Here is a 24,184-nt window from a genome sequence, read left to right as displayed (position 1 = left end):
TCGAGCCCCAGCTTAATGACAAAAGCCCCAACTTTCGTTGAGGCTTGGTGATCCCGCTGGGACTCGAACCCAGGACCCATACATTAAAAGTGTATTGCTCTACCAGCTGAGCTACGGAATCCTATTCATATTTAATTTCTCACTAAAATTAAATATCATTAACTCTTATTTTTCAGAATTTTATTTTATTTCTGAACTGTTAACGGGTGCAAAGGTATGTTTTTTATCCATACACGCCAAATTTTAAAACAAAAAAAATAGCATTTTTCAATTATTCACTAAGTATCAGTTTGTTATTTTTTAATCATGTAAACGTGTAATGGAGCCAAGCCGGTCAAGCTTTTGTTTAGCCCACATTCCGGACATTAATTCGCTCAAGAGGCCTTCGGCGTTCGAACTCCCGCTTAACGACAAAAGCCCCAACTTTTGTTGAAGCTTTGTGATCCCGCTGGGACTCGAACCCAGGACCCATACATTAAAAGTGTATTGCTCTACCAGCTGAGCTACGGAATCTTCCTTTATTCGAAACCTACCAGGTTTCTTTGAAAGAGCTGCAAAGGTATAATCTTTACCATTATAATGCAAGACAAATTCTATCTTTTAACGATATTTATCTGCAAAATACTGTATTTCAATCAGAAAAAAATCAATCTATTCTCAATACTATTTTTCCTATATGCCTTCCTTCTTCCATTAAATCATGAGCTCTCCAAGCTTCCGCCAATGGAAATACAGCATGAATCAGCGGTCTGAAAAAACCGGAATGCATCAGCGGCCAAACATTGTTTAGTATGTCCGCCGTCAACATAGCCTTAAAATGTTTATCTCTACTACGTAAAGTACTACCGGTAACGCTGATTCTTTTATGCATAATTTCCATGATATCCAGCTCAACCAAGGAACCATTCATGGCATTGATATATACTAAGCGCCCATCATGGTTCAAAATACTGATATTCTTCCTGAAATAGGATCCACCTACCATATCTAATATAACATCTATTTTTTCCTTTGCAAAAACCTTTTCAAATTCGTAAATCCGGTAATTGATACAAACGTCAGCCCCCAGGTCAAGACAGGCTTTACATTTCTCCTCCGAACCAGCGGTGGCGTACACTTTCGCCCCAATGCTTTTTGCAAGTTGAATCGCCGTAATACCGATACCACTCGAACCACCATGCACAAGAAAATGTTCGTTTTTTTTCAGTGCTCCGCGGCGAAAAACATTATCCCACACCGTATAAATGGTTTCCGGAAGGCTCGCAGCTTCAACAAAACTCAAACCTGTAGGGATGGGCAAACAATGACCTGCATTGGCAACCGCTTTCTCCGCATAACCACCTCCGGCAATCAATGCACATACATGATCTCCAATCTGCCATTGAGCTACCTCGGCACCTATTTGTTCAATAACGCCTGCAATTTCTAAGCCCGGTATATCACTTGCAACGCCTTCAGGAGCTGAGTACTTCCCCTTGCGCTGAAATATATCCGGTCGATTTACCCCGGCTGCCGCCACCTTAATAAGTACTTCATCGGGTTTTATTAATGGATCAGGCTTATCATGTAGTTTTAGAACGTTTGGTGCACCATATTCAGTAATCGAAATTGCTTTCATGTTTATTTTTCTTTCTAGCTTAAGTTCAACGTTTGTGCCATCAAATTGTTTATAAATTCACGCTAACGCTCCTTGAATGAAAAAGATTTGTCTGAGGGCCTTTTTTGTATTTCTTCTCATTAAAACAAGATCCTTTTAACCAAACCATACAAAACAAAACAAAAACAGGAATTAATCACAAAAATTAACAGAAAAATCAATCAAAAAACCATAAAAATATCAATATAGACATGAATATATCATAATATTTTATAAAAATTGAAATAAATACACAAAAACAAAGAAAAAAAAGGAAGCATATAATACAGTAAACTTCCTATTTATTATTTTATGACTTAAAATATTTTAAAATGTTATATTTTAAATATTGGTATAAAAAAAAACGCCAATAAAAAAATATCAAAACATTAAAAACATCATTAAAAATATATTATAGCAATTTTTAAATAAAAAACATCTAAAAAAAATACGATAAAAATCTATTATGAAAAAAATAAAGCAAAAAACAAACGAATATTCACAACAAAAAATAAAAAAATTCAAAAAATATTTTGATAATTGATTTTTTTACTATATTTGCATCAACAAAACGATATAAAATAAAAAAATATCATTTTGTTTGTCATATTGCCCCTCAGTTTAATATAGGTTTATAATTGGTTAGCAGAATAGCCCCTTTCCCAGAGGGGCTATTTCTTTTAGTATAGATTTATGGCATTTATTTTTTTGTTATTTCCACAAAAGCTTCTCTTTATTAAAAAACCACACCAAAAGACATTGAAAAATAGACCTTGATCTGTGAGATGATCTGGAACAAATTTTGCACATAATATCCCGTATATGGGCACACAAAACCTCGACATACAGATCCTAGCGGCACCTTCTATATTAGGGCTCCGTACAAATGGCGTGCAAGATTTGCCAGCCGCCCTGTTGAAAGCTGGCCTCGGCTGGCAGCTACAGCAAGAACATCCTGTACTACACCTTGCTACCCTCAATGCGCAGTACAGCGACAAAAGAGATCCTGACACTCGTTGTCTTAATCCAGTATCAATTCGCAATTTCTCTATCAAACTCGGAAAAGCCGTTGATTTACTGCTTGACAAAGGCCGCTTCCCGCTGATATTGGGCGGTGATTGCAGCATTCTTCTAGGTATCATGTCTGGCCTCAAAGTCCGCGGTAAATATGGGCTGATCTTTATCGATGCGCATGCAGACTTCTACGAACCCGAAAAGTCGGTGACCGGCGAAGTGGCCGATATGGATCTAGCAATTGTTACCGGTCGCGGACCGGACATACTCACCAACATTAACAACATAAAACCCTATGTAGAGGATGGCCACGTGATTCATATCGGTCAGCGGGATTGGGAAGAGACAAAAAAATATGGCTCGCAGGATATTCGCGATACCACCATCACTCGCTATGATCTGGAAAACATAGAAAAAGAGGGGATAGAACAAGTTGCAGCTGCTGTAATAACAAACCTTGACTCCTCCCTAGATGGCTATTGGATGCATTTTGATACGGATGTACTAGCCGATGAGCTAAACCCTGCAGTAGAATATCATTTGCCCGGCGGACTTGATTTTGAGCAGTCAGAATATTTTATTAACCAACTTTTATGCACCGGAAGAATCATAGGTTTTGATATCACCATCTTCAACCCCCGCTTCGACACCAACGGACAGATTGCCCAAAACATCAGTGATACCATCGTCCGCGCCTTTCGTTCCATTAAACGATAAATACGGGGAAAAGCATTTACTTAATACCGTGGCTTTGCAGTCCAAATTAGAAGCATTACAATCTAATCTGCCCTTATAAACAGAAAAAGCCATTTTTTCTAGAAAAATGGCTTCCCCTGTGGTGACCCCGGAGAGATTCGAACTCTCGACCCACTGATTAAGAGTCAGTTGCTCTACCAACTGAGCTACGGAGTCGTTATACTTTTCTTATTGGGAGCCCAAAGTTAGACTTTTTCTCAAAAAAAAGAACATTTTTTTATAATAATCTTTGCTGAAGCGCCTCTTTGATCAACTCTGCCACATTTTTTACTTCGAATTTTTGCAGCAAATTCCGCCTATGTGTTTCCACGGTTAAAGGGCTAAGAAAGAGTGTTTCAGCCATATTAGCCGTTGTCTTTCCTTCAGCGATCATAGACAGAATCTGTTTCTCCCTTTTCGTAAGCTGCGGAGGGCCTTTAAGTTCATTTAGAGTGGGTTTGGCAATAATTTCATTTACTTCCCTGCTAAAAGCGATTTCACCTTTATAGGCCGCCTTAATCGCATGAACGAGGTCGTCAACCGATACATTTTTCAACAAATAACCACTTGCTCCATTTTGCAGCATCTTCATAACAAAACTTCGTTCGGCATGATTACTCAGCGCTAACACAGAGACATTTGGAGCTTTAATCTTGATCTCTTTACACCAATCGATACCACTACCGTCCGGTAACATGACATCTAACAGCACAACATCCACTTCATGACCGGTTAAAAACGCCATAAACTCTGCGCCACTTATAAAGCAGTCGACAACTTCAATCTCGCTATGATTTGTCAAGAGCGTTTTAAGACCCTCGATAACGATCTGGTGGTCATCCACGATGGCTAACCGGATATTGCTATTAAGATATGACATGAATGTTCTATTCGTTTAATGCCTGTTGGATACAACCGCTAAAATGCAAAGAAATTTCCTTAAAGTAAAAGAAAAAGTCTGAACGGAAAGCTTATTTTTATCAGACTACTTATGAAAACTAAATAATATTTACTTTTGCACCATGGCAGAAGAAGTAGAAGCATTCGACATAGAAGATAACGGCGAACAGGATTTATTTGAACATTTACGGATAGTGGTCGATAAGGGCCAAACGCTGTTGCGCATAGACAAGTTCCTTATGCACCGTGTTGAAAATGCTTCTAGAAACAGGGTGCAAAATGCCATTGAAGCAGAGAATGTCTTGGTTAATAATAGACCGGTTAAATCCAGTTACAAAGTAAAACCTGGCGATCTAATAACAGTTGTATTACCTCATCCGCCAAGAGATACTGAAATTTACCCGGAAAATATTCCCTTAGATATTCGATATGAAGATGATGATCTGCTAATCGTAAATAAACCAGCGGGGATGGTGGTTCATCCAGGTTACAATAATTACACAGGGACACTGGTGAATGCGTTGGTTTATCACTTTAATCAATTACCTCAGCTACCAGGTAACGATGGCCGACCGGGGCTGGTGCACCGGATAGACAAAGACACCAGCGGTTTATTGGTCATTGCTAAAAACGAGTGGACGATCACAAATCTCGCCAAGCAATTTTTTGACCATACCATTCAGCGTAAGTATTTAGCATTAGTTTGGGGCGACCTTCAAGAGAACGGTACAGTTTCCGGATATATTGGCCGAAGCCTTAAAGATCGTCGTGTAATGTCGGTTTACGAAAATGAAGATAAAGGTAAGTGGTCCGTCACGCATTATAGGGTTCTTGAGCGTCTAGGCTATGTCACACTCATCGAGTGCCAACTGGAAACCGGCAGAACACATCAGATCCGGGCGCATATGCAGTCCATTGGCCACCCCTTATTTAATGATACACTTTATGGCGGTGATAAAATTTTAAAAGGAACTGTTTTTACTAAGTACAAACAATTTGTAGACAACTGCTTCTCCATCTTACCCCGTCAAGCCCTACATGCAAAAAGCTTAGGGTTTACACATCCTAAAAGTAAAGAACTCATGCACTTTGAAAGTGATTTACCGGATGACTTCGCCATATGCTTAGATAAATGGAAATCCTACGTGCAGTACGAACGAAGCAAGTAATTTTTTACAGAATTTTTTCCCTTTTTTTTCGTTAAATTAAACAATGAACGATAGATATATAAATCATAACGGAAGTTTGATGCTGGAAAATCAGCCCGCTATACAAAGTAGCAATAGAAGTTTAAGATATGGAGACGGAATTTTTGAAACCATGCGTTGGACAGATGGCGATATTCGTTTTCTTCAGTACCATGTTGAGCGACTTCAAGCCAGTATGGAACTTCTCCATTTAGAAGGTTTTGCAAAATTTGACACCTATTTTATCCGTGAAAAGGCGGCAGAGCTGGTTAGAAAAAATAAACTGGGGGCAGATGCTAGAATTCGGTTAAACGTCTACCGGGCAGGAGCAGGTCTCTACAGCCCTGAAACGAACAAAGCAAATTATCTTTTGGAAGCAAATCCGCTTGATCATGATGGATATCGGCTAAATAAAACAGGGGTAATCATCGATGTCTATCGAGAGCATAAAAAGTCGATTAACAGCCTCTCTCATCTGAAGAGCAATAATGCACTTATTTATATATTGGCCGGTATAGAGCGAAAACGCTTAGGTTGTGATGATATTCTTATCCTAAATAATGACGGGTTTCTCTGCGAATCGCTGAGTTCTAACATCTTCGTTTGGTATAACAAAACATTATATACACCGGCTTTAAGCGAAGGTTGTATCGCAGGTGTTATGCGTAAAGTTGTCATCGAAATGGCTAATGAGTACGGCATCGAAGTGGTTGAGGCACAAATAAGCCCTGAGATACTGCATGAGGCCGACGAAATGTTCTTAACGAATGCAATACATGGTATTTATTGGGTGATGGGATACAAAAAGAAAAGGTACTTCAACCATCTATCCAAAAGTTTACAAGAAAAATTGGGGAAATGGCAACTTGCCTCCGATTTAAATGAAGAGTAACGGTCATGAATTTAGAGAGCAGCGTAATTTTAGTCATTACTGCTCTCTATAAAAATTCCGAGATAATCACTCAAATCGCGCGCCTCTTAAAAATTCTTCGACGGACATCTTTTTCTTTCCCTCTAATTGAAGTTGGAGTACATCTAAGTAACCATCTCGTGTGGTAAATCGTAAGTAATGCTTACCGTCGGTCACGATGCTGCCAGGTTCCTTTTCCGGTGGTACGGGTCCCTTCAATGGACGACAAGCGAAAATCTTTAAAGTTTTACCCTGAAATACCGTAAAAGCAGCAGGGTAGGGACTCAGTCCCCTAATAAAATTATACACCTCCTCAACCGGCCTTTCCCATTGTATTTTACAGTCATCTTTAAAAATCTTTGGAGCATGCTTTAATTTCTGTTCATCGGCAATACTTGCTTGTGGTATTTCGTGATGTTTGTCCTCCTTAATAAGTTGCACCGTTTTAACCAATAATTCAGCTCCCACATACATTAATTTATCGTGTATGTCGCCGGCAGTGTCATCCGCTTCAATGGACACGCGTTCACTCAATAAAATATTACCTGTATCTATCTCATGTTGTAAAAGAAAAGTAGTGACGCCTGTTTCTCGCTCTCCGTTCATCACTGCATGATTTATTGGTGCCGCACCCCGATATTGAGGAAGGAGAGAGGCATGCAGGTTTACCGTTCCCTTAGGAGGCATATTCCAGACAACTTCCGGTAACATTCTAAAAGCTACCACCACTTGTAAGTCCGCCTGATAAGCGGCTAAAGCATTGATAAAATCGGGGTCTTTTAATTTATCGGGCTGTAAAACAGGAATACCTCTTGATAAAGCAAATTTTTTAACTGCTGATTCTTGTACCTTTTGTCCCCTTCCTGCCGGTTTATCCGCTACCGTAACGACAGCTACCACATTTTCTCCTGCCTCCAACAGCGCTGACAAAGAAGCAACTGCAAATTCAGGAGTGCCCATAAATATAATTCGCATTATTTTTCTGTTTACGTTTCTTTAAAAACACTTCAATCTTTACCTTTGCTAAGGTACAAAATATATAGTCAGACTTGAATTTTCCCTTATACTTAGCAAATAGGATTTCCAAAAGCGGTGCACGCAAGTACTCTAGGCTAATCGTGAGAGTAGCAATAGCGGGTATCATGCTGGGACTAGCCGTAATGATACTAGCTATTGCCATTTTAAAGGGCTTCAAAGGAAGTATAATCGAAAAAGAAAGAGGCTTTAATGGCGATATTACTATTTATAAACACAACTTGAACAATTCATACGAAAGCTCACCCTTTAGCATACGAACCGACAGCCTGCTACTAATTAAAAAAATAGCCGGTGTTAAAGAGCTTAATGCGTTTGCTACTAAGCCGGGAATTATTAATGCTGAAGACGAAATAGAAGGCGTTGTGCTGAAAGGGATTGACAGCGCCTATAATCAGGAAAAGTTGCGCAAGATACTGGTTGAAGGAAACGTAATCAATTTTACGGATAGCATACCTGCGCAACAACAAATACTTATTTCGCGTTATACTGCTAATAGGCTTAAACTTAAACTCGGAGATGACTTTCTCATGTACTTTGTTCAAGAACCGTTGCGAAAAAGGAAGTTCACAATCGTGGGTATTTATAACTTAGGTGTTGAGGAAATTGATAAAACCTATGTAATTGGCGACCTATCACTCATAAGACGACTAAATAAATGGTCGGATAACGAAGTGGGCGGTTATGAAATCATGACAAGCCATTTCGGAAAAGTAGAAGAAATAAATCAGCGAATATTGGATGCTTTACCCATTCAGCTACTATCGGTCACTGTAGTCTCTCAATTTCCTGAAATTTTTGATTGGCTTGCGTTACTTGATATTAATTCGCAAATTATCCTTATCCTGATGATTTTAGTGGCCAGTATTAATATGATATCTGCCTTGCTAATTCTCATTCTCGAACGAACAAATATGATCGGGATATTGAAAGCACTAGGACTTACCAACCTATCTATTCGAAAAGTATTTCTCTATAATGCACTTCGTCTTATTGGTCTGGGACTTTTACTTGGAAATATATTGGGTATCGGTCTATGTGTTTTACAGTACTATACGCACTGGTTTAAATTGGATGAAAAGGATTACTATATTTCATATGTCCCCATCGACATTGGTATTCAAGAAATTATGCTACTCAATATCGGCACAACATTATTGTGTTTATTGGCCCTTTTAGTTCCATCCGGTTTAGTAAGCCGAATCACACCTATTAAGGCCATTAGATTTAAATAGACACCTATTGTTGTTTTGCCTCGTTCCAGTAGACATCCATTTCTGCCAAAGACATATCTTTTAAACTTTTTCCATCCTCCTGTGCCCTTTTTTCGAGATGGCTAAAGCGTTGTATAAATTTTTTATTCGTTTTTTCCAATGCATTTTCCGGATTAATACCTAAAAACCGAGCATAATTGATCAACGAAAACAAAAGATCACCAAATTCCTGTTCCGCCTTCTCTAAATCGACCGCTTCACTTTTCGTGATATCCAGTTCACTTTTAAATTCCGCTAATTCTTCCTCCACTTTTTCCCATACCTGACTTTTGTCCTCCCAGTCGAAGCCAACGCCTCTGGCTTTATCTTGAATTCGATAGGCTTTCACCAAAGCCGGCAGACTTTTCGGAACTCCTGCTAAAACCGATCGGTTTCCCTCTTTTAACTTCAGCTGTTCCCAATTACGTTTTACATCTTCTTCATCTGTTACTTCAATATCTCCATAAATATGTGGGTGTCTATTGATAAGTTTGTCGCATACACTGTTAAGGACATCTACAATATCAAAATCATTCGTTTCTTCAGCAATACGGGCATAAAACACCAGGTGCATCATCAGATCGCCCAATTCCTTCTTTATCTCCGGCAGGTCTTTATCCAAAATAGCGTCCGCTAATTCGTAGGTTTCTTCGATCGTTAAGTGCCTTAACGATTCCATGGTCTGTTTTCTGTCCCAAGGGCACTCTAAACGCAATGTATTTAAAACTTCCAGTAAACGTTCAAAGGCTCTGGCGGGCGTATCTTGTTTAACAGGCGCAGTATGTGGCATATTTAAATGATTTGTGTTTTATGGGCTAACCATTGCCGATGTTCTTCATCTAAATGGGGAGATAAGCGTTCATAAACCATGTTATTATATTGGTTTAACCAATCGACGTGCTTTTGATCCAACAGCGTTTTATCAACCAAACCCGTATCAATATAGCACAATGTCAACGTCTCAAAAGCCATAAATTCACCAAATTCAGTTTCCTGATCGCGGATACTTAAGACTAAATTTTCGATTCGTATACCATAACGACCCTCACGGTATAAACCAGGTTCTATGGAAGTAATCATTCCTTCCTCAATGGCAATATCTATATTGGCCGTATTGAACACATGTGGTCCTTCATGAACGTTTAGAAAAAAACCAACGCCATGTCCGGTACCATGGCCATAATTTCTCAGTCTATCCCAAAGGGGCTTTCTAGTAATAGCATCTATTTGATACCCTTTGCTTCCTTTTGGAAAAATGGCAGTACTCCCTTCAATCATTGCTTTCAGCACCAATGTGTAGTCCATACGTTCAGCATCTGTTGTAGCTCCTAACGAGATCACCCGTGTAATATCGGTCGTTCCTGTTGTATATTGTCCGCCCGAGTCAATGAGTAACAGTCCTTCTCCTTTTAAGGAAGCATTACTCTCGTCCGTCGCTTTATAGTGGGGGAGCGCACCGTGTTCTTTGTAACCAGCGATGGTGTCAAAGCTCTCATTTACAAAGCCTTCTTGTTCTTTGCGAAATGTCAGCAATTTCTCAGCAATATTAATCTCAGTAAGTTCTTCTTTCCCAATTCTCCCTTCAAGCCACCTGAAAAATTTGGTAAGGGCAATGCCATCTTTAACCATCGTCTGCCTTGTATGTTCAGCTTCAATATCATTCTTAGATGCCTTTAGTTTTGTGCTGGGATTTAGCGCTTCGATAATACGTTCATATTGCGGAATCTGCGTATATACGGCATAACATGTCCGTTTGGGATCCAATAAAACAGTTTCACCGGCAGGCAATTGACTAAGCGCCTCTTCCAGTGTATCATATTCGGCAACCGCCACACCTTGTTCTTCGAGCCTTGTCTTATCGCTTTGGTCTAACTTGCTACGATCGATAAATAAAGTTGTTTTTATAGGTTCCAAAAGGGCGAAACCTAAAACCACCGGATTACATTTGACATCACTTCCCCGCAAATTAAAAATCCAAGCTATATCATCTAAAGATGAAACCAAGTGGTAACTGGCATTAAACTTTTGCATGGCCGCTCTTACTTTCGATATTTTCTCCGTAATAGTTGCACCAACAAGCTCTTTTTCAAGAATGTATGCTCTTTCTTTAGGCAGCTCGGGTCGGTCTTGCCAAATTTTATCTAACAGGTCAACGGTTCCATTGATCAAAATTTTGCGTGGCTGCAGTCGATTAATAAGTTGTTCAGCGATATAAACCGAGGCAAGCTTTCCATCAAATGCAACGGTATTCCCCGGTTCTAAACGTTCCGCAAGCCACTCAATATATTCGGCAGTACCCTGTGTTTTCAGCTTTACCAACTCAAATCCACTGCTTTTTAACTGTTCGTCGGCTTGTACAAAATAGCGCGAATCGGTCCATAAACCGGCAAAATCCTGGGTGATAACCAATGTCCCTGCCGAACCTGTAAAACCGGAAACAAAAGCGATGCATTTGAAGCGATCCGGAAGATATTCACTAATATGTGGGTCTGATGAAGGAATGATATAAGCATCTATCTGCTGCTCCGACATCTGTTTACGGATAGCGGACAGCTTCTCAAAATATGTCATAATACACGTAGATTTTGCGCAATTTACTAATTGTGGCACCATTACTAAAGCATTTTTTTGAAAAATGACAAGATACACAGAACATGTGTAGCACTTGTTTCTCCAATACGTTATCAAGAAAGGATAAAGCTATTTTTTATCAATTAAATTTTTATCTTTATCCTAAATAAGAAAGCAAATATATTACTCGATTTATAAATGTGGCTCACCACACATTTTAAAAAAAACAATTAAGTATGTCTCTTAAAATAACATTTTCTTTAACCGCTTCTTTGGCTGTACTATTATCGTGTGCAGCTAAAAAGAATCAACAGGCAGAAGCCGATTGTCCGCCGAAGCCCTGTACGATGGAATTTAGAACCGTCGGCGTAGTTTTTACAGATAGTAAAGGTGATACACTTCAGGTGAAAGACTTTTCCGTTACGCTTAAAGCTACGGGCAAAAAACTTCCAAGTGGCGCTGAACAGTCAACTGATGCTGCAAATCCCTTTTATATGATTGCATCTGATGGTGACAAAAGTGCACTTAGTGTGGAGGGAGATACGGTAGTCGTCAGTGGTACACATCCAAGTAGTGGACAAGTCAAGAAGACCGACTTTGTGATTAGCGGCGGACGCTGTGAATGTCATATAAATAAAGTTTCCGGACCGGAAAAGATCGTCTTTTGATAAAAAAACGGCAAAAGCTTCTCCATGAGAAGGCTTTTGCTGTTTACACTATACCGTCCAGCGTTCACAGCGTTCCAGAAATGCCGCATCTACTTCTGCACCTATTCCCGGACTTTCCTCGAGACTGATATCGTAGGCATCAAAGTGAGGCCCTCCAATAATGGGATCTTCAAGATGACCAATCATACAAGTGTCCATATCATGGTATATAACACCTTCACAGGCATAAGCGAGATGTACATTTGCTCCTAATGCCAGGCGGCTTTCCAACATACCGCCGATCATGCAAGGAACACCGTGTTGCTTTGCAACCCGGTGAATTTTCAGTGCTTCAAAAATACCGCCCGATTTAGCCAATTTAATATTAATAGCATCGCAACTTTTTGTCCCTATCAAACGTTCGGCATCCCAATGGTCGTAACAACTCTCATCTGCCATAATCGGTATACGAACCTTTTCCCTTAAAAAAGGCAATAAATGATCATCATAAGACCGCATGGGCTGCTCACAAAACTCGATGTTATAACTAGTTAAAGCCCCAAGCACCTTTAACGCTTCTTCGTAAGTCCAACCCTGGTTGGCATCTAAACGTATCGGAATATCATCTCCAACCGCCTGACGGATTGCTTGGATTCTTAAAATATCTTCCTCAGGGTTCTTCCCAAGCTTTACTTTTAAAATGGATGCGCCGTTTTTAACAAAAGACAACGCTTTCTCTGCCATAATGGTTGGAGCAGCGATGCCCACTGTAATATCGGTTGTTATGGGCCGAACTATGCCCTGTAAGTATTTGTAGAGCGGCTTATTTTCGTACTTAGCGGCTAAATCGTATAGTGCCATATCGAACGCGCTTTTTATTGTAGAATTTTTGGCAATAAAGGCATGAAGCTCGTTCATCCGTTCTTCTAATAAAAGTGCATTTTTACCTTTCCATAGGCGACTAAAGTCCCGCGCAAGCGTTAAACAGGTATCTTGTGTCTCTCCAACAATCATCGGAAACGCTGAACATTCCCCGTATCCGATTAATCCTACATCTGTGTGTATCCTTATCAAGGTGTTTTGAGCATAATCCATCGTGCCTGTCGCGATTGCAAAAGGCTCCATTTTGATACTAAATCTAAAAATTTCGATATGTGAAATCAGCATAGTTAAAAACGTAAAAAATGAAAAAGCCGGTCGTCCGTCGAGACCGAAAAAAGTTAATACATCCGACCATCAATCAATATAATTCGCAAGATAACTGTTTTCACCGAAGTGACCTTATTTTAAGACGAAATCCTTATTCGATCTAAAGAAGGTCAGCAAAAAGAAAAACCATTAATAATCATAAAATAACATTATAATACTACCTTTACATCTATTATGGCAAATCACCTTCAAAACGAAAGCTCTCCATACCTTAAACAACACCAACATAACCCGGTTGACTGGTATCCTTGGGGAGATGAAGCTTTAAGTAAAGCCAAAGCCGAAAACAAATTACTTATTGTTAGCATTGGCTATTCCGCGTGCCATTGGTGCCATGTGATGGAAAGAGAAAGTTTTGAAAACAAAGAGGTTGCCCAAGTAATGAACCGTCACTATATTTCTATCAAAGTGGATAGGGAGGAACGGCCCGACATCGATCAGATTTATATGACTGCCGTTCAGTTGATGACAAACAGTGGTGGCTGGCCATTAAATTGCATCTGCCTTCCGGACGGTCGACCGGTTTATGGCGGGACTTATTTTCGGCCGGCCGATTGGGTAAATGTATTGAACCAAGTGCAGGCACTTTGGGCAAACGAACCGGAAACGGCAATCGAATATGCTGAAAAGCTGGCACAGGGAATCACGGAAAGCGAAACTTTCAGAATCAGTAAGATTCCCGAGAAATACAGTGAAGATGATCTAAAAGAGATCGTAAAACCTTGGCAGCAAACTTTCGATCCGATAGATGGAGGCTACAAAAGGGCTCCTAAATTTCCTTTGCCAAACAACTGGTTATTCTTTCTTCGTTACGGCCACCTGGCAAATGACGCGGATATACTGGAGCATACGCATTTTACACTGCAACATATAGCTGCCGGAGGCTTATACGATCAGGTAGGTGGCGGCTTTGCCCGTTATGCGGTTGATGGACAATGGCATATCCCACACTTCGAAAAGATGCTTTACGATAATGCGCAACTCATAAGCTTATATGCCGAGGCTTATCTGCAAAAACCGGAGCCGCTTTATAAACGTGTGGTAGAGGAGACCCTTCAATGGGTCGATCGTGAAATGACGTCAGCAGAAGGCGCCTTTTATAGCGCACTGGACGCAGATAGCGAAGGTGTTGAGGGAAAGTATTATACTTTTCAACAAGAAGAAATCGACAATCTGCTGGGAAAAGATGCCGATTTATTCATCTCGTATTTTTCAATAACAGCAGCAGGTAACTGGCCGGAAGAAAAAACGAATGTACTGAAAACAAGGCTTGATGCAGACAAATTGGCAGAACAAGCCGGCTACAGTAAAGAGGAGTGGGAAACTTATTTAAAAGATATCAAAAAGAAAATACGCCACTACAGAGAGCAGCGTATACGTCCCGGCCTCGATAATAAAATATTGACAAGCTGGAACGCCATGATGTTAAAAGCTTATATAGATGCTTATCGAACATTCAATAAGAAGGAATACCTTACCGTAGCAGAACGAAATGCGCATTTTATTCTTCGTAAGTTGATCACTGAGGAAGGCACACTTTTACATCAACCTCAAACTCCTTTTAAAACGATAACGGCGTTTTTGGATGACTATGCGTTTGTTATTGAGGCCTTCATCGCACTTTATGAGGTAACCTTTAATAAAGCGTGGTTGGATCAAGCTAAATCATTGGCAGATTACACACTTGCACAATTCTATGACCGGCAGGCCGGTGCATTTTACTATACCTCCGACTTAACAGAAGTGCTGATTACACGGAAATTTGAAATAATGGACAACGTGATTCCATCCTCCAATTCAGTGATGGCACATCAACTAAATAAGTTAGGCGTAATTTTTGAGGATTCAACTTATAAGGAAATTGCAGCGCAGTTATTGGCTAATGTTTTTCCACAGATTAGAACTTATGGGTCTGCATACTCCAACTGGGCAATCCGCTTACTTGAAGAAGTGTACGGTTTCCATGAAATAGCGATTACCGGACCGCAATCAAATGATTTACGGATCGCTATCGATCAAAAGATTTATAGTCCCAATAAAGTTATTTTGGGCGGCGTAGAGGAGAACCTGCCACTTTTAAGAAATAGAGTTACTGAACGTAGTCTAATTTATGTTTGTAAAAACAATACATGCAGTTTACCAGTTGATAATTTAAAGGACGTAGAAAATTTAATTCTTAAACAGGAGGCCTAACAAGAAGGTTTCCATAATTTTATAAAAATGACCATTACACCAAACAGCGTAGTAGCGCTTACTTACAAATTGCACACCATCAACAACGGAGAAAAAGAGTTTGTTGAAGAGGCAGACAAATCGAATCCGCTTGTGTTTCTATATGGAGTAGGAATGATGCTTCCAAAATTTGAGGAGAATATCGAAGGTCTTAAGCAAGGAGACACCGTTGATTTTGAATTGTTAGCAGTGGATGCATATGGTGAAAAAGATGACAGTGCCGTTGCACAGCTTCCTGCTGATATGTTTAAAGAATCGGGCATTCCTCCGGTTGGTGAAATTCTTCCCTTGCAAGACAATCAGGGTAATCAGTTCCGTGCACGCGTGGTAGAAGTTAGTCCCGAAGCGGTCGTTGTCGATCTTAATCACCCGATGGCCGGACAAAATTTACATTTCGATATCGAGATTTTAAATGTACGTGAGGCTACCGAAGACGAACTGTCGCATGGACACGCGCACGGAATTGACGGAGATAGTGGACACTAATATTAGAAATTTCTTGTTCTTTTAAACGGGGCGCCATTGCGGCGCTCCTTTTTATTTTTATATCTCTTCTAATTTGAAGCATTAGCGGAGCGATCTTGAACTACAAAATGAGCACTTGTGAAAAAAAGTGAATTTACGTAAGTTCGCAGCAGCGATAGACTTTATTACATATGAATTATTTCCTGGTTAAATCAGAACCCTTTAAATATAGCTGGCAACAATTTTTAAAAGATAAGCAAACCTTTTGGGATGGCGTCCGAAATTACCAAGCGCGCAATAACTTGAAAGCAATGAAAAAGGGCGACTTAGTGTTATTTTATCATAGCAATGAAGGGAAAGAAGTCGTCGGAATTGCGAAAGTTGTGAAAGAAGCTTACCAAGACCCAACTACCAGCGATGAACGTTGGGTTGTTGTAGATCTGGCTCCGCTTCAAACCTTGAAGAAGCCTGTCACGCTGGAGACAATAAAAGCCGATGAGCAGTTGCAGGATATAGCTCTTGTAAGACAGGGACGTTTATCCGTGATGCCCTTAGCACCAGAAGAGTTCGATCGTATCGTAGCGCTTGGAAGCTAATTGTAGAAGGTTGGGAGGATAAAGGTAAATGTGTAAGAGATTTTACCTTTAACCTTATATCCTAAACCATATACCTTATTTAGCGCCTATTTGGTTAAAGAAATTGTATAGTTCACTGGCTTCTTCGGGTTTCATCTTCCCTGCAAGTATCAAACGTAACTGGCGGCGACGTAAAGCACCATCAAATAATTCTTTTTCTTCCTCTGTCTCCGGCACCAATTCGGGAACCGCAATCGTACGTGAATTCTGGTCAATTGCTACGAAAGTGTAAAAAGCCTCGTTTGACTTAATTCTACTTCCAGATGGAATATTCTGGGCATATACCTGAAGCTGCACTTCAACCGATGTATTAAAAGCTCTCGTAACCTTTGCCTCTATACTAATCACATCTCCCAACTTAACAGGATGGCGAAATGATACGTTATCAACGGACGCTGTTACGACAATCCGATTGCAATGCTTCTGAGCGGATATAGCTGCGGCTATATCCATCCAATGCAATAGCCTTCCGCCCATCAAATTATTAAGCGTGTTGGTATCATTTGGTAAAACCAGTTCATTCATAATAGTGAATGATTCCTTTGCAAATTTCTTGTTCATGCCGCAAAGATAGGTAAACCCAACAAGATATTAATCGCGAATCGGCCCCTTACTGGATGTATTTACGGTACCAAATCCGATTAATTCTTCCCAGCGTGTAGCCGGCTTCCGATAATACACAAATACATCGTAGGTATTGCCTGTTTCAAAATGATGTCCATCATACCTATTTAACTGTTCTTTACCATTTATCTTGCTGATATAAGTGTAATGATAAAGCCCTTGTTTAAGAAGCAGCTCTCCTTGCCATTGCTTTTGATCCGGATCATATTTCATTTCGTTAGTCCCATCTGTCGCAAAGTTGTTAAATAATCCGGCAATGTAGATCTTTTCGTTCGCAGCAGGAGGCGATGACGTTTTTAAGGTGAAAGTCACAGCTGCATAATCGCCTTCAAAGTCACTATTCTCAAAATCGCTATTACGCAAAAAAAACTTTCCATCCTCGTCGTAAGAGAAGCTATAAGATTCTTGAGACAGGTCATGATCCAACATAACGGACATTCGCCGTATGCTATCTTTGCTGCTTGCACTGATCTGACCGGATAATAGACGGAAACTTCTTAAATCTAAATTTCTGAACTCATTTCCTCCATCAAAGTCTAAGGTCGCATTATTATTATAGATAAGTTGTCCGTCCCTTACAAACATTGGCTTCGTCAGTACTTCTTGCACATCATCCCTACGATTTTGCTTTACAACCAGTTTGATATCCTGATAAGGGTTATTAAGTTGGATGTTACCCAGATTGATCTCAAGGTTTAGTTTTTGGTTTTCCTTCCTTTTTATCACATTAAAAGAGGGAAGTGTCTTAATACCCACACTTACATCTTGTCTTAAAACGTAAAACCTTCTGGTTAAAATCAATCTTGCTTTATCCGCATCCTCATAAACCTTTAGGAGATAGTTGCCGGGCAGCTTCGGCATCATACTGCCTTCATTAGGAAATCGAAGTTCGTAATGCGTATATGCCTGGAGCGTATTAACGGAACTTTTATAATCATACAAGCGATCTTCCGTAAGGCCATCGATATACTCAATAGTGGAAAGATTGCTACTACGCCAGTCAGAGGTGCAGTGTTCGATTGTGTAATAATAAGTACGATTATCTGCTCGCAAATCATCAAAGGAAAGAAAAAACTGATCTCCTCCACCCAATGTCATCAGGGGAAGCGATTGTTCTTCCTTCGCGTGATAAAATTGAACTGATTTTATCACGGGTAAATAGTTTACATCTTCGTATCGAAGGTCTTGCTCCGGAGAGCGTTCCATTCGAACCCGTTTTTTCTCTTTTTTCTGCGCAGACACCTGTGTTGCATTGAATACAACAAGCATAAAGAAGAGGCCTAAAGAAAATCTCATGTATCAATTGGTATTAGTGCCGCCTAATTTACAAGAATTTCGATACAATAGTCCGATTTAAGTCCCTTCTAGTGTCAAAATTTCATCGGCCAGCGTTTCCCATCTCTGCTGAAATTGAGAGAGCTCCGCTTTCTTGCTGTCATAGCGTAAATTAATTTCTTTTAATTGTTGCGGGTTATTGTACAAAGCCTGATCGGTTAATTGCTCTTCAATAGCTGTAACCTCCTTTTCCAATTCCCCCACTTTTTCTTCTAAAACACTCAATTCTTTATTCAGCTTCTGCAATTGTTTGTGCTTATCCGGCGTTTCTGCATGATAAGTATTAATTTTTTTATTTTCCTCTTTCTTAGGAGTTGTATTTACCAGCGGCTTTTCTTTTACTATCGGTCTTTTCCACTGCCACTCTTCATACTCCTTATAGGTTCCGGGATATTCTTTTATTTCCTGATTTTCAATGTACCAGATCTTGTTAGCTACACTATCTAAAAAGAAGCGATCGTGCGAAACGGTGATCAATGTACCCTCGTATTGTTGAAGTGCTTGGATGAGGATATTAACCGATTGGATATCCAAATGGTTGGTAGGCTCATCAAGAATCAGAAAATTTGCATCCGCTGTCAATGCCTTTGCTAACGCCACACGCGACTTTTCACCGCCGGAAAGTACTTTAATTTTTTTAAAGGCGTCATCACCTGTAAATAGAAAGCATCCCAAAATGGAGCGTAACTCTGTTTCCGTGTGTTTTGGGGCAAATGCCTGTAACTCCTGCAAGATCTCATTTTCCAAATGTAGCGCTTCCAACTGATGCTGAGCGAAAAAGGTGGTCGTTACATTATGACCGGTTTCACTCTTTCCTTCAAAATCTTTATCTGCATTAGCAATAATACGTAATAGGGTGGACTTCCCCTTTCCATTTGCACCGATTAAGGCAATCTTATCGCCCTTCTCAATCACTGCATGTGCGTTCTTCAAAATAGGCACACCGGGATAAGCTTTTGTAATATGCTCCAGTCGGACTACATGACGGCCGGATTGTTTGCTAAATTTGAAGCTAAAATTGACGGTGGGGTTGTCGTCATCCACATCGTCCACACGTTCCATCCGTTCAAGCGCTTTTATACGTGACTGTGCCATTTTTGCCTTGCTCGCTTTAGCCCGGAAACGTTCTATCAACCGTTCTTCTTGTTTAATTTTAGCTTGCTGATTTTTAAATTGGCCAGCCTGAATCTCGTTACGCAAAGCCTTCTCTTCTAGGTAAAAACTATAGTTTCCTGCATATAGCGTAAGCTTTCCTTTTCTAGATTCTACTGTTTTATTAATAACGCGGTCCAAAAAATAACGGTCGTGCGAAACAATGACAATGGCCCCTTCAAATGCCTGCAAATAAGCTTCCAACCATTTAATGGAAGGTAAATCCAAGTGGTTGGTCGGTTCATCCAGCAACAAGATATCAGGTGCCTGTAATAAAATACGAGCCAGCATAACACGCATTCGCCATCCACCTGAAAATTCCGAGAGCTTTCGGCTCTGTTGCTCATCATCAAATCCCAGGCCCGCTAAAATCTCGTGGGCCCGGTATTCAATATTATATCCATCCAATGCTTCAAATTCAATTTGCTTATCGCTAAGCTTATGAATTAATTCCTCGCTATAATCCGTCTCCATCTTTTTCAGCAAGGTTTCTATCTCAGCATGCAGCTGGTTCTGTCTTTCAAATGCTTCCATGGCTACATGGAGAATACTCTTTTCCGATTCGTAAGAAAGCAAATCCTGATTAAGGTAACCGATCTTCAAGTCCTTTGCCATCGAGATGGTTCCGGACGTTGGCGTATATTCGCCTACTATGATGCGCAGCAGCGTTGTTTTTCCTGTTCCATTAGCGCCAATAAGGCCTACTTTATCACCTGGTTTTATATGCCAATTTGCATCGTCATACAATGCTCGGGCTCCTATTTCGAAAGTTAAATTATTAATAGCTATCATTGCGGGTGCAAAAGTACGATTTTTTTACGTTGCCTCAGTCAGTCAATTGTTTCATTGCCTAATTTTCATCATCTTTGCGCCATGTATAAACTAGTTAAACCGCTATTTTTCTTAATGAATCCTGAGTCGGCCCATCATAATGTTACGGGAGGCTTAAAAGCAGCTAATAAAATTTGGGGAGGCAGTAAACTGATCAGAGCCGCTTTTAATTATGAAGACGCTCGTCTACAGAAAACAGTTTTTGGTTTAACTTTTAAAAATCCGATCGGTTTAGCCGCAGGCTTTGACAAAAACGCTGAATATGTGGATGAACTTGTGGATCTAGGCTTCGGCTTTATTGAGATTGGGACGGTTACTCCAAAACCTCAATCCGGTAACGACAAACCGCGCATGTTCCGACTAACGGCAGACGAAGCTTTGATCAACCGAATGGGTTTCAATAATCAAGGCGTCGACGTTGCTGCAACGAGACTAAAGTTTTTGAAAAAAAGGAGCGAAGTCATTATCGGTGGAAACATAGGAAAAAACAAACTAACTCCTAATGAAGAAGCGGTAAATGATTATATTTTGTGTTTTGATGCACTTTTTGATGTGGTCGACTACTTTGTCGTAAACGTCAGCTCGCCTAATACCCCTGGGTTACGGGATCTACAGGAAAAGGCACCGTTAATGCATATCTTAAACACTTTACAGCAACGTAATCTTAAAAATGGCATATCTCGGCCGATTCTTTTAAAAATAGCTCCTGATTTAACAAACAGCCAGCTGGATGATATTATAGAAATTGTTACCACTACAGGAATTGCAGGCGTTATTGCTACGAATACAACCATTGACAGAGAGGGGCTCCGCTCGCCGATCAACTTAACTAGGGAAACAGGTGGGCTAAGCGGAAAGCCTTTAACCAAGCGTTCTACGGAAGTAATACGCTATCTGTCGGAAAAATCAAACAAAGCGTTTCCCATTATCGGAGTAGGGGGTATACACAGTGCAGAAGATGCGCTGGAAAAACTGGAAGCCGGTGCTTCTTTGGTACAGCTGTATACCGGATTTATTTACGAAGGTCCGGGGTTGATTAAGCGAATCTGTAAAAAGTTGAGTAGTCAAATAGGATAATAGGTAAGTAGGTAAGTAGGTAAGTAGTCGAAGCGAAAACACTCAACGACTTAACAACTCAACCGGTGCGCCAAGAGCAGTAGTCAAATAGGAAAATAGGTAAGTAGTCGAAGTGAAACCACTCAACGACTCAACGACTTAACTTTTCCCCAGGAAACGGATATTCCTCGTCAACCCCGAAAATTTTGCCCGCTTGACGGCAGACTTTTTAAAAACGCGTTGAAAAGTTTCCTCAGTAATTTCTTCCCAATCCTTCTTCGTCATCTCCAATAAGTCTGGATGTGGTTTAAAGGACTCTTCCGTATGAGGTTCAGCAAAACGATTCCAAGGACAAACATCTTGGCATACATCGCATCCAAACATCCAGTTGTCCATTTTACCTACAAACTGATCAGGAATCTCGTTCTTAAGTTCAATGGTCAGGTAGGAGATGCACTTACTTCCATCTACAATTTGCGGCGCAACAATAGCCTCCGTGGGGCACGCATCGATGCATCGCGTACAAGTTCCGCAATAGTCTTTTGTGGGAGCAAGATCGTAATCCAACTCAATATCAACTATCAGTTCACATAAAAAGAAGAAAGATCCTTTTTTTCTATTAATTAAGTTACTGTTTTTGCCAATCCAACCTAAACCCGAACGTTTAGCCCAAGCACGGTCCAGCACCGGAGCCGAATCCACAAATGCCCGTCCTCCTACTTCCCCAATCTCGTCCTGCATAAAGTGCAGTAACGACTTAAGTTTATTTTTAATTACCGTATGATAATCGACGCCATAAGCATATCTGGATATCTTTGGAGAATCTTTATCTATCTGTATATCAGAAGTAAAATAATTAAAACCTAACGATATAATAGACTTAGCACCTTCCACAAGGAGACGAGGATCCAATCGCTTATCAAAATGGTTTTCCATATAGTACATTTCGCCATGCATTTCCTCCTTTAGCCATTTTTCCAAACGCGGTGCCTCTTCCTCCAAAAAATCAGCTTTGGCAATGCCACAGAAAGCAAAACCTAAGCGCTTTGCTTCATCCTTGATTAATTTCGAGTACTTTTCTGCAGCAATTAACATAGTGCAAACTTAGTTAAATCGGGTATTAAATACAATGTAGCAATTACTGCTTGCTTATTGTTGTCGACTCAGCGCTTCGTTATGCTTCAATGATAAGGAGATCCAATGATCAAAAGCAGCTCGATCTTTAAATGCCTCTTCATAGACGAAAACGTAACCTTTCACCAAACGCTTTCCGTGTACCATAGGTTCACAGCCAGGTATTTCTAAGCACTCCTCATAAACAGCTGGTCCGATGCGACACATCAATCGATTGTCTCTCGCGCAGATACACATTTTATCGTTTACTAAAAAACAAATGCCCCCAAACATCGTTTTTTCCTTAATTGTTGGGATATCCATTAAAGCTTCCCTTAGTCTGTTTAATAATTTTTCATTAACTTTCATTGAAATATTACTTTTGATGGCAACAAAACTGATTTTTATCCGACAATACTGAAAATGGACAAGAGATAATATGGATTCGTACTTCTAATATAAAAAATTAAACACAAAATTTAATAACTAATAGCCAATAACTAACAACTAATAACTAACAACTAATAATTAACAACTAATAACTAACAACTAATAACTAACAACTAACAACTAATAACTAATAACTAACAACCAACAACGAATAATCCATGCTTTATTGGCACAAGATAGGTCCGGATTTGCTCCCTGCCGTAAACACAATTAGAAAAGTTAGGATTGGAGGAAAAACGATATGTTTGATCGACTACGAACAGGAACTTTTTGCTACAAGCTACAAATGCCCACATGCCGGTGCAGATCTAAGCGCAGGCTGGTGTGAAAATAAACAGATCATCTGTCCGTATCACCGGCATGCTTTTGATCTATCTAATGGACATGGAGCAGCCGGGCAGGGTAATTATATTAACGTATATGCCTTGGAAAAACGGGGAGAAGACTGGTATGTAGGTATTAAACGGAATTTTTTTCAACGTATATTTCGCGGGTAATTTAATGACACAGCGTTGTTCCTGACTTTGGATAGAGTAGTGGGCTCAAGTAGGCTATATCTAAGTTTGCCCCCCTAAGAATAAACCAGACACCCATTATAAGAAACAAGAATGGAATCAATCCGATAAAATTCAAACGAATTCGTTTTCGAAAATAATGACCGCAAACAAGAGCGATGAGTAGGAGGGGAACTGTTCCTAAACCAAAGAATGCCATAAAAATAAACCCATTAACAGGAGACCCCGTGTTCAAAGCTGCTGCCAAAGCAAGATAAACCATTCCACAAGGAAGCAAGCCATTCAACAGACCTACAACAAAATGTCCCCCGGGACGTTGGATCCAATAGCCCATTTTATTGAACAACGGTTGCCAAAAAGTGCCTCCATATGAAAATGAGCCTTTTCCATACCGCTGTAAAAAATAATACAGGGCAAATAAGAGCAAGATAATGCCGGTAACAAGACTCATATATTGTTGCCAGCCCCGTATTAAAGTGCCAGCTCCAAGTAATCCCAATACAAAGCCCAAAAGACCATAAGTGAGAATCCTTCCTAACTGATATAACAGATGTATACCTACTTGCTTTGCCCACGATACGTTCATTGCCGGTAAAGCGAACATAAGAGGTCCGCACATGCCTACACAATGAACACTTGAAATTACTCCAATAAAGAAAGCAAGAATCATACTTTAATA

The 24,184-nt window shown here is 40.1% G+C and carries 22 protein-coding genes and 3 tRNA genes; 10 read left to right on the top strand and 15 right to left on the bottom strand.

Annotation, left to right across the window (positions count from 1 at the left end; all coding sequences use genetic code 11):
• Nucleotides 1–45 precede the first annotated feature (45 nt).
• The 3 genes from FKG96_RS15320 to FKG96_RS15310 all read right to left on the bottom strand — a co-directional run bounded on the left by FKG96_RS15320 (nucleotide 46) and on the right by FKG96_RS15310 (nucleotide 1,618).
• Nucleotides 46–121 (bottom strand) — tRNA-Lys (locus tag FKG96_RS15320).
• Nucleotides 122–440: 319 nt separating this feature from the next.
• Nucleotides 441–513 (bottom strand) — tRNA-Lys (locus FKG96_RS15315).
• A 133-nt stretch (nucleotides 514–646) separates the two neighbouring features.
• Nucleotides 647–1,618, bottom strand: coding sequence for an NAD(P)H-quinone oxidoreductase (locus FKG96_RS15310; RefSeq protein WP_013666810.1), 972 nt, complete (start codon nucleotides 1,616–1,618; stop codon nucleotides 647–649).
• 840 nt (nucleotides 1,619–2,458) lie between these two features.
• Between FKG96_RS15310 and FKG96_RS15305 the strand changes: the two genes are divergently transcribed.
• Nucleotides 2,459–3,367: an arginase family protein gene (locus tag FKG96_RS15305; protein WP_130857697.1), complete on the top strand. Its 909-nt coding sequence runs from the start codon at nucleotides 2,459–2,461 to the stop codon at nucleotides 3,365–3,367.
• Between the two features lie 119 nt (nucleotides 3,368–3,486).
• On the opposite strand, the gene FKG96_RS15300 is transcribed toward FKG96_RS15305, so the two are convergent.
• Together FKG96_RS15300 and FKG96_RS15295 are read right to left on the bottom strand one after the other, a co-directional pair.
• Nucleotides 3,487–3,562 (bottom strand) — tRNA-Lys (locus tag FKG96_RS15300).
• 61 nt (nucleotides 3,563–3,623) lie between these two features.
• Nucleotides 3,624–4,265, bottom strand: coding sequence for a response regulator transcription factor (locus tag FKG96_RS15295; RefSeq protein WP_013666808.1), 642 nt, complete (start codon nucleotides 4,263–4,265; stop codon nucleotides 3,624–3,626).
• 142 nt (nucleotides 4,266–4,407) lie between these two features.
• On the opposite strand from FKG96_RS15295, the gene FKG96_RS15290 reads away from it, so the two are divergent.
• Nucleotides 4,408–5,454 carry an RluA family pseudouridine synthase gene (locus FKG96_RS15290; protein WP_130857698.1) on the top strand — a complete coding sequence of 349 codons (1,047 nt, stop codon included), beginning with the start codon at nucleotides 4,408–4,410 and terminating at the stop codon, nucleotides 5,452–5,454.
• Nucleotides 5,455–5,497: 43 nt separating this feature from the next.
• Nucleotides 5,498–6,364, top strand: coding sequence for an aminotransferase class IV (locus tag FKG96_RS15285; protein WP_013666806.1), 867 nt, complete (start codon nucleotides 5,498–5,500; stop codon nucleotides 6,362–6,364).
• Nucleotides 6,365–6,430: 66 nt separating this feature from the next.
• Here FKG96_RS15285 and fmt read toward each other — a convergent pair whose 3' ends face one another.
• Entirely contained in the window at nucleotides 6,431–7,357 is a 927-nt protein-coding gene (fmt, locus tag FKG96_RS15280) for a methionyl-tRNA formyltransferase (RefSeq protein WP_130857699.1), read from the bottom strand.
• Between the two features lie 74 nt (nucleotides 7,358–7,431).
• Here fmt and FKG96_RS15275 point away from each other — a divergent pair, with 74 nt between their 5' ends.
• Entirely contained in the window at nucleotides 7,432–8,652 is a 1,221-nt protein-coding gene (locus FKG96_RS15275; protein WP_130857700.1) for an FtsX-like permease family protein, read from the top strand.
• A 4-nt stretch (nucleotides 8,653–8,656) separates the two neighbouring features.
• Here FKG96_RS15275 and mazG read toward each other — a convergent pair whose 3' ends face one another.
• Together mazG and FKG96_RS15265 are read right to left on the bottom strand one after the other, a co-directional pair.
• The gene (gene mazG / locus FKG96_RS15270) at nucleotides 8,657–9,460 is read right to left on the bottom strand and encodes a nucleoside triphosphate pyrophosphohydrolase (protein WP_013666803.1); all 804 of its coding nucleotides are present in this window, start codon (nucleotides 9,458–9,460) and stop codon (nucleotides 8,657–8,659) included.
• 2 nt (nucleotides 9,461–9,462) lie between these two features.
• Nucleotides 9,463–11,241: an aminopeptidase P family protein gene (locus FKG96_RS15265; RefSeq protein WP_130857701.1), complete on the bottom strand. Its 1,779-nt coding sequence runs from the start codon at nucleotides 11,239–11,241 to the stop codon at nucleotides 9,463–9,465.
• A 236-nt stretch (nucleotides 11,242–11,477) separates the two neighbouring features.
• Here FKG96_RS15265 and FKG96_RS15260 point away from each other — a divergent pair, with 236 nt between their 5' ends.
• A complete protein-coding gene (locus FKG96_RS15260; protein WP_130857702.1) occupies nucleotides 11,478–11,909 on the top strand; it encodes a hypothetical protein in 432 nt (143 codons plus the stop codon).
• 48 nt (nucleotides 11,910–11,957) lie between these two features.
• On the opposite strand, the gene FKG96_RS15255 is transcribed toward FKG96_RS15260, so the two are convergent.
• Nucleotides 11,958–13,055: a mandelate racemase/muconate lactonizing enzyme family protein gene (locus FKG96_RS15255; RefSeq protein ID WP_130857703.1), complete on the bottom strand. Its 1,098-nt coding sequence runs from the start codon at nucleotides 13,053–13,055 to the stop codon at nucleotides 11,958–11,960.
• Between the two features lie 216 nt (nucleotides 13,056–13,271).
• Here FKG96_RS15255 and FKG96_RS15250 point away from each other — a divergent pair, with 216 nt between their 5' ends.
• The 3 genes from FKG96_RS15250 to FKG96_RS15240 all read left to right on the top strand — a co-directional run bounded on the left by FKG96_RS15250 (nucleotide 13,272) and on the right by FKG96_RS15240 (nucleotide 16,390).
• Entirely contained in the window at nucleotides 13,272–15,290 is a 2,019-nt protein-coding gene (locus tag FKG96_RS15250; RefSeq protein ID WP_130857704.1) for a thioredoxin domain-containing protein, read from the top strand.
• 27 nt (nucleotides 15,291–15,317) lie between these two features.
• On the top strand, nucleotides 15,318–15,815 hold the full coding sequence (locus FKG96_RS15245) for a peptidylprolyl isomerase (protein WP_013666798.1): 498 nt from the start codon (nucleotides 15,318–15,320) through the stop codon (nucleotides 15,813–15,815).
• Between the two features lie 170 nt (nucleotides 15,816–15,985).
• Nucleotides 15,986–16,390, top strand: coding sequence for an EVE domain-containing protein (locus FKG96_RS15240; RefSeq protein WP_013666797.1), 405 nt, complete (start codon nucleotides 15,986–15,988; stop codon nucleotides 16,388–16,390).
• A 75-nt stretch (nucleotides 16,391–16,465) separates the two neighbouring features.
• Here FKG96_RS15240 and FKG96_RS15235 read toward each other — a convergent pair whose 3' ends face one another.
• From FKG96_RS15235 to FKG96_RS15225, 3 genes are read right to left on the bottom strand one after another with little or no spacing between them, the layout of a single operon-like run.
• A complete protein-coding gene (locus FKG96_RS15235; protein WP_013666796.1) occupies nucleotides 16,466–16,990 on the bottom strand; it encodes an acyl-CoA thioesterase in 525 nt (174 codons plus the stop codon).
• Between the two features lie 30 nt (nucleotides 16,991–17,020).
• Nucleotides 17,021–18,349, bottom strand: coding sequence for a type IX secretion system plug protein domain-containing protein (locus FKG96_RS15230; protein WP_130857705.1), 1,329 nt, complete (start codon nucleotides 18,347–18,349; stop codon nucleotides 17,021–17,023).
• A 57-nt stretch (nucleotides 18,350–18,406) separates the two neighbouring features.
• Nucleotides 18,407–20,332 (bottom strand): ABC-F family ATP-binding cassette domain-containing protein, encoded by a 1,926-nt coding sequence (locus FKG96_RS15225; RefSeq protein WP_130857706.1) that lies wholly within the window; start codon nucleotides 20,330–20,332, stop codon nucleotides 18,407–18,409.
• An 81-nt stretch (nucleotides 20,333–20,413) separates the two neighbouring features.
• Here FKG96_RS15225 and FKG96_RS15220 point away from each other — a divergent pair, with 81 nt between their 5' ends.
• Nucleotides 20,414–21,448: a quinone-dependent dihydroorotate dehydrogenase gene (locus tag FKG96_RS15220; RefSeq protein ID WP_130857707.1), complete on the top strand. Its 1,035-nt coding sequence runs from the start codon at nucleotides 20,414–20,416 to the stop codon at nucleotides 21,446–21,448.
• Between the two features lie 138 nt (nucleotides 21,449–21,586).
• Here the strand turns inward: FKG96_RS15220 and queG are convergent, their stop codons facing one another.
• Both queG and FKG96_RS15210 read right to left on the bottom strand, forming a co-directional pair.
• Nucleotides 21,587–22,522: a tRNA epoxyqueuosine(34) reductase QueG gene (queG, locus tag FKG96_RS15215; protein ID WP_130857708.1), complete on the bottom strand. Its 936-nt coding sequence runs from the start codon at nucleotides 22,520–22,522 to the stop codon at nucleotides 21,587–21,589.
• Nucleotides 22,523–22,576: 54 nt separating this feature from the next.
• Complete coding sequence (locus FKG96_RS15210) at nucleotides 22,577–22,909, bottom strand: TfoX/Sxy family protein (protein WP_130857709.1); 333 nt, start codon at nucleotides 22,907–22,909, stop codon at nucleotides 22,577–22,579.
• A gap of 239 nt (nucleotides 22,910–23,148) precedes the next feature.
• Here FKG96_RS15210 and FKG96_RS15205 point away from each other — a divergent pair, with 239 nt between their 5' ends.
• The gene (locus FKG96_RS15205; protein ID WP_130857710.1) at nucleotides 23,149–23,487 is read left to right on the top strand and encodes a Rieske (2Fe-2S) protein; all 339 of its coding nucleotides are present in this window, start codon (nucleotides 23,149–23,151) and stop codon (nucleotides 23,485–23,487) included.
• 1 nt (nucleotide 23,488) lies between these two features.
• On the opposite strand, the gene FKG96_RS15200 is transcribed toward FKG96_RS15205, so the two are convergent.
• Entirely contained in the window at nucleotides 23,489–24,175 is a 687-nt protein-coding gene (locus FKG96_RS15200) for a sulfite exporter TauE/SafE family protein (RefSeq protein WP_130857711.1), read from the bottom strand.
• Nucleotides 24,176–24,184 lie beyond the last annotated feature (9 nt).

Source organism: Olivibacter sp. LS-1 (assembly GCF_008245145.1).
Lineage (GTDB): Bacteria > Bacteroidota > Bacteroidia > Sphingobacteriales > Sphingobacteriaceae > Olivibacter > Olivibacter oleidegradans.
This window is presented reverse-complemented; position numbering and strand designations above follow the sequence as displayed.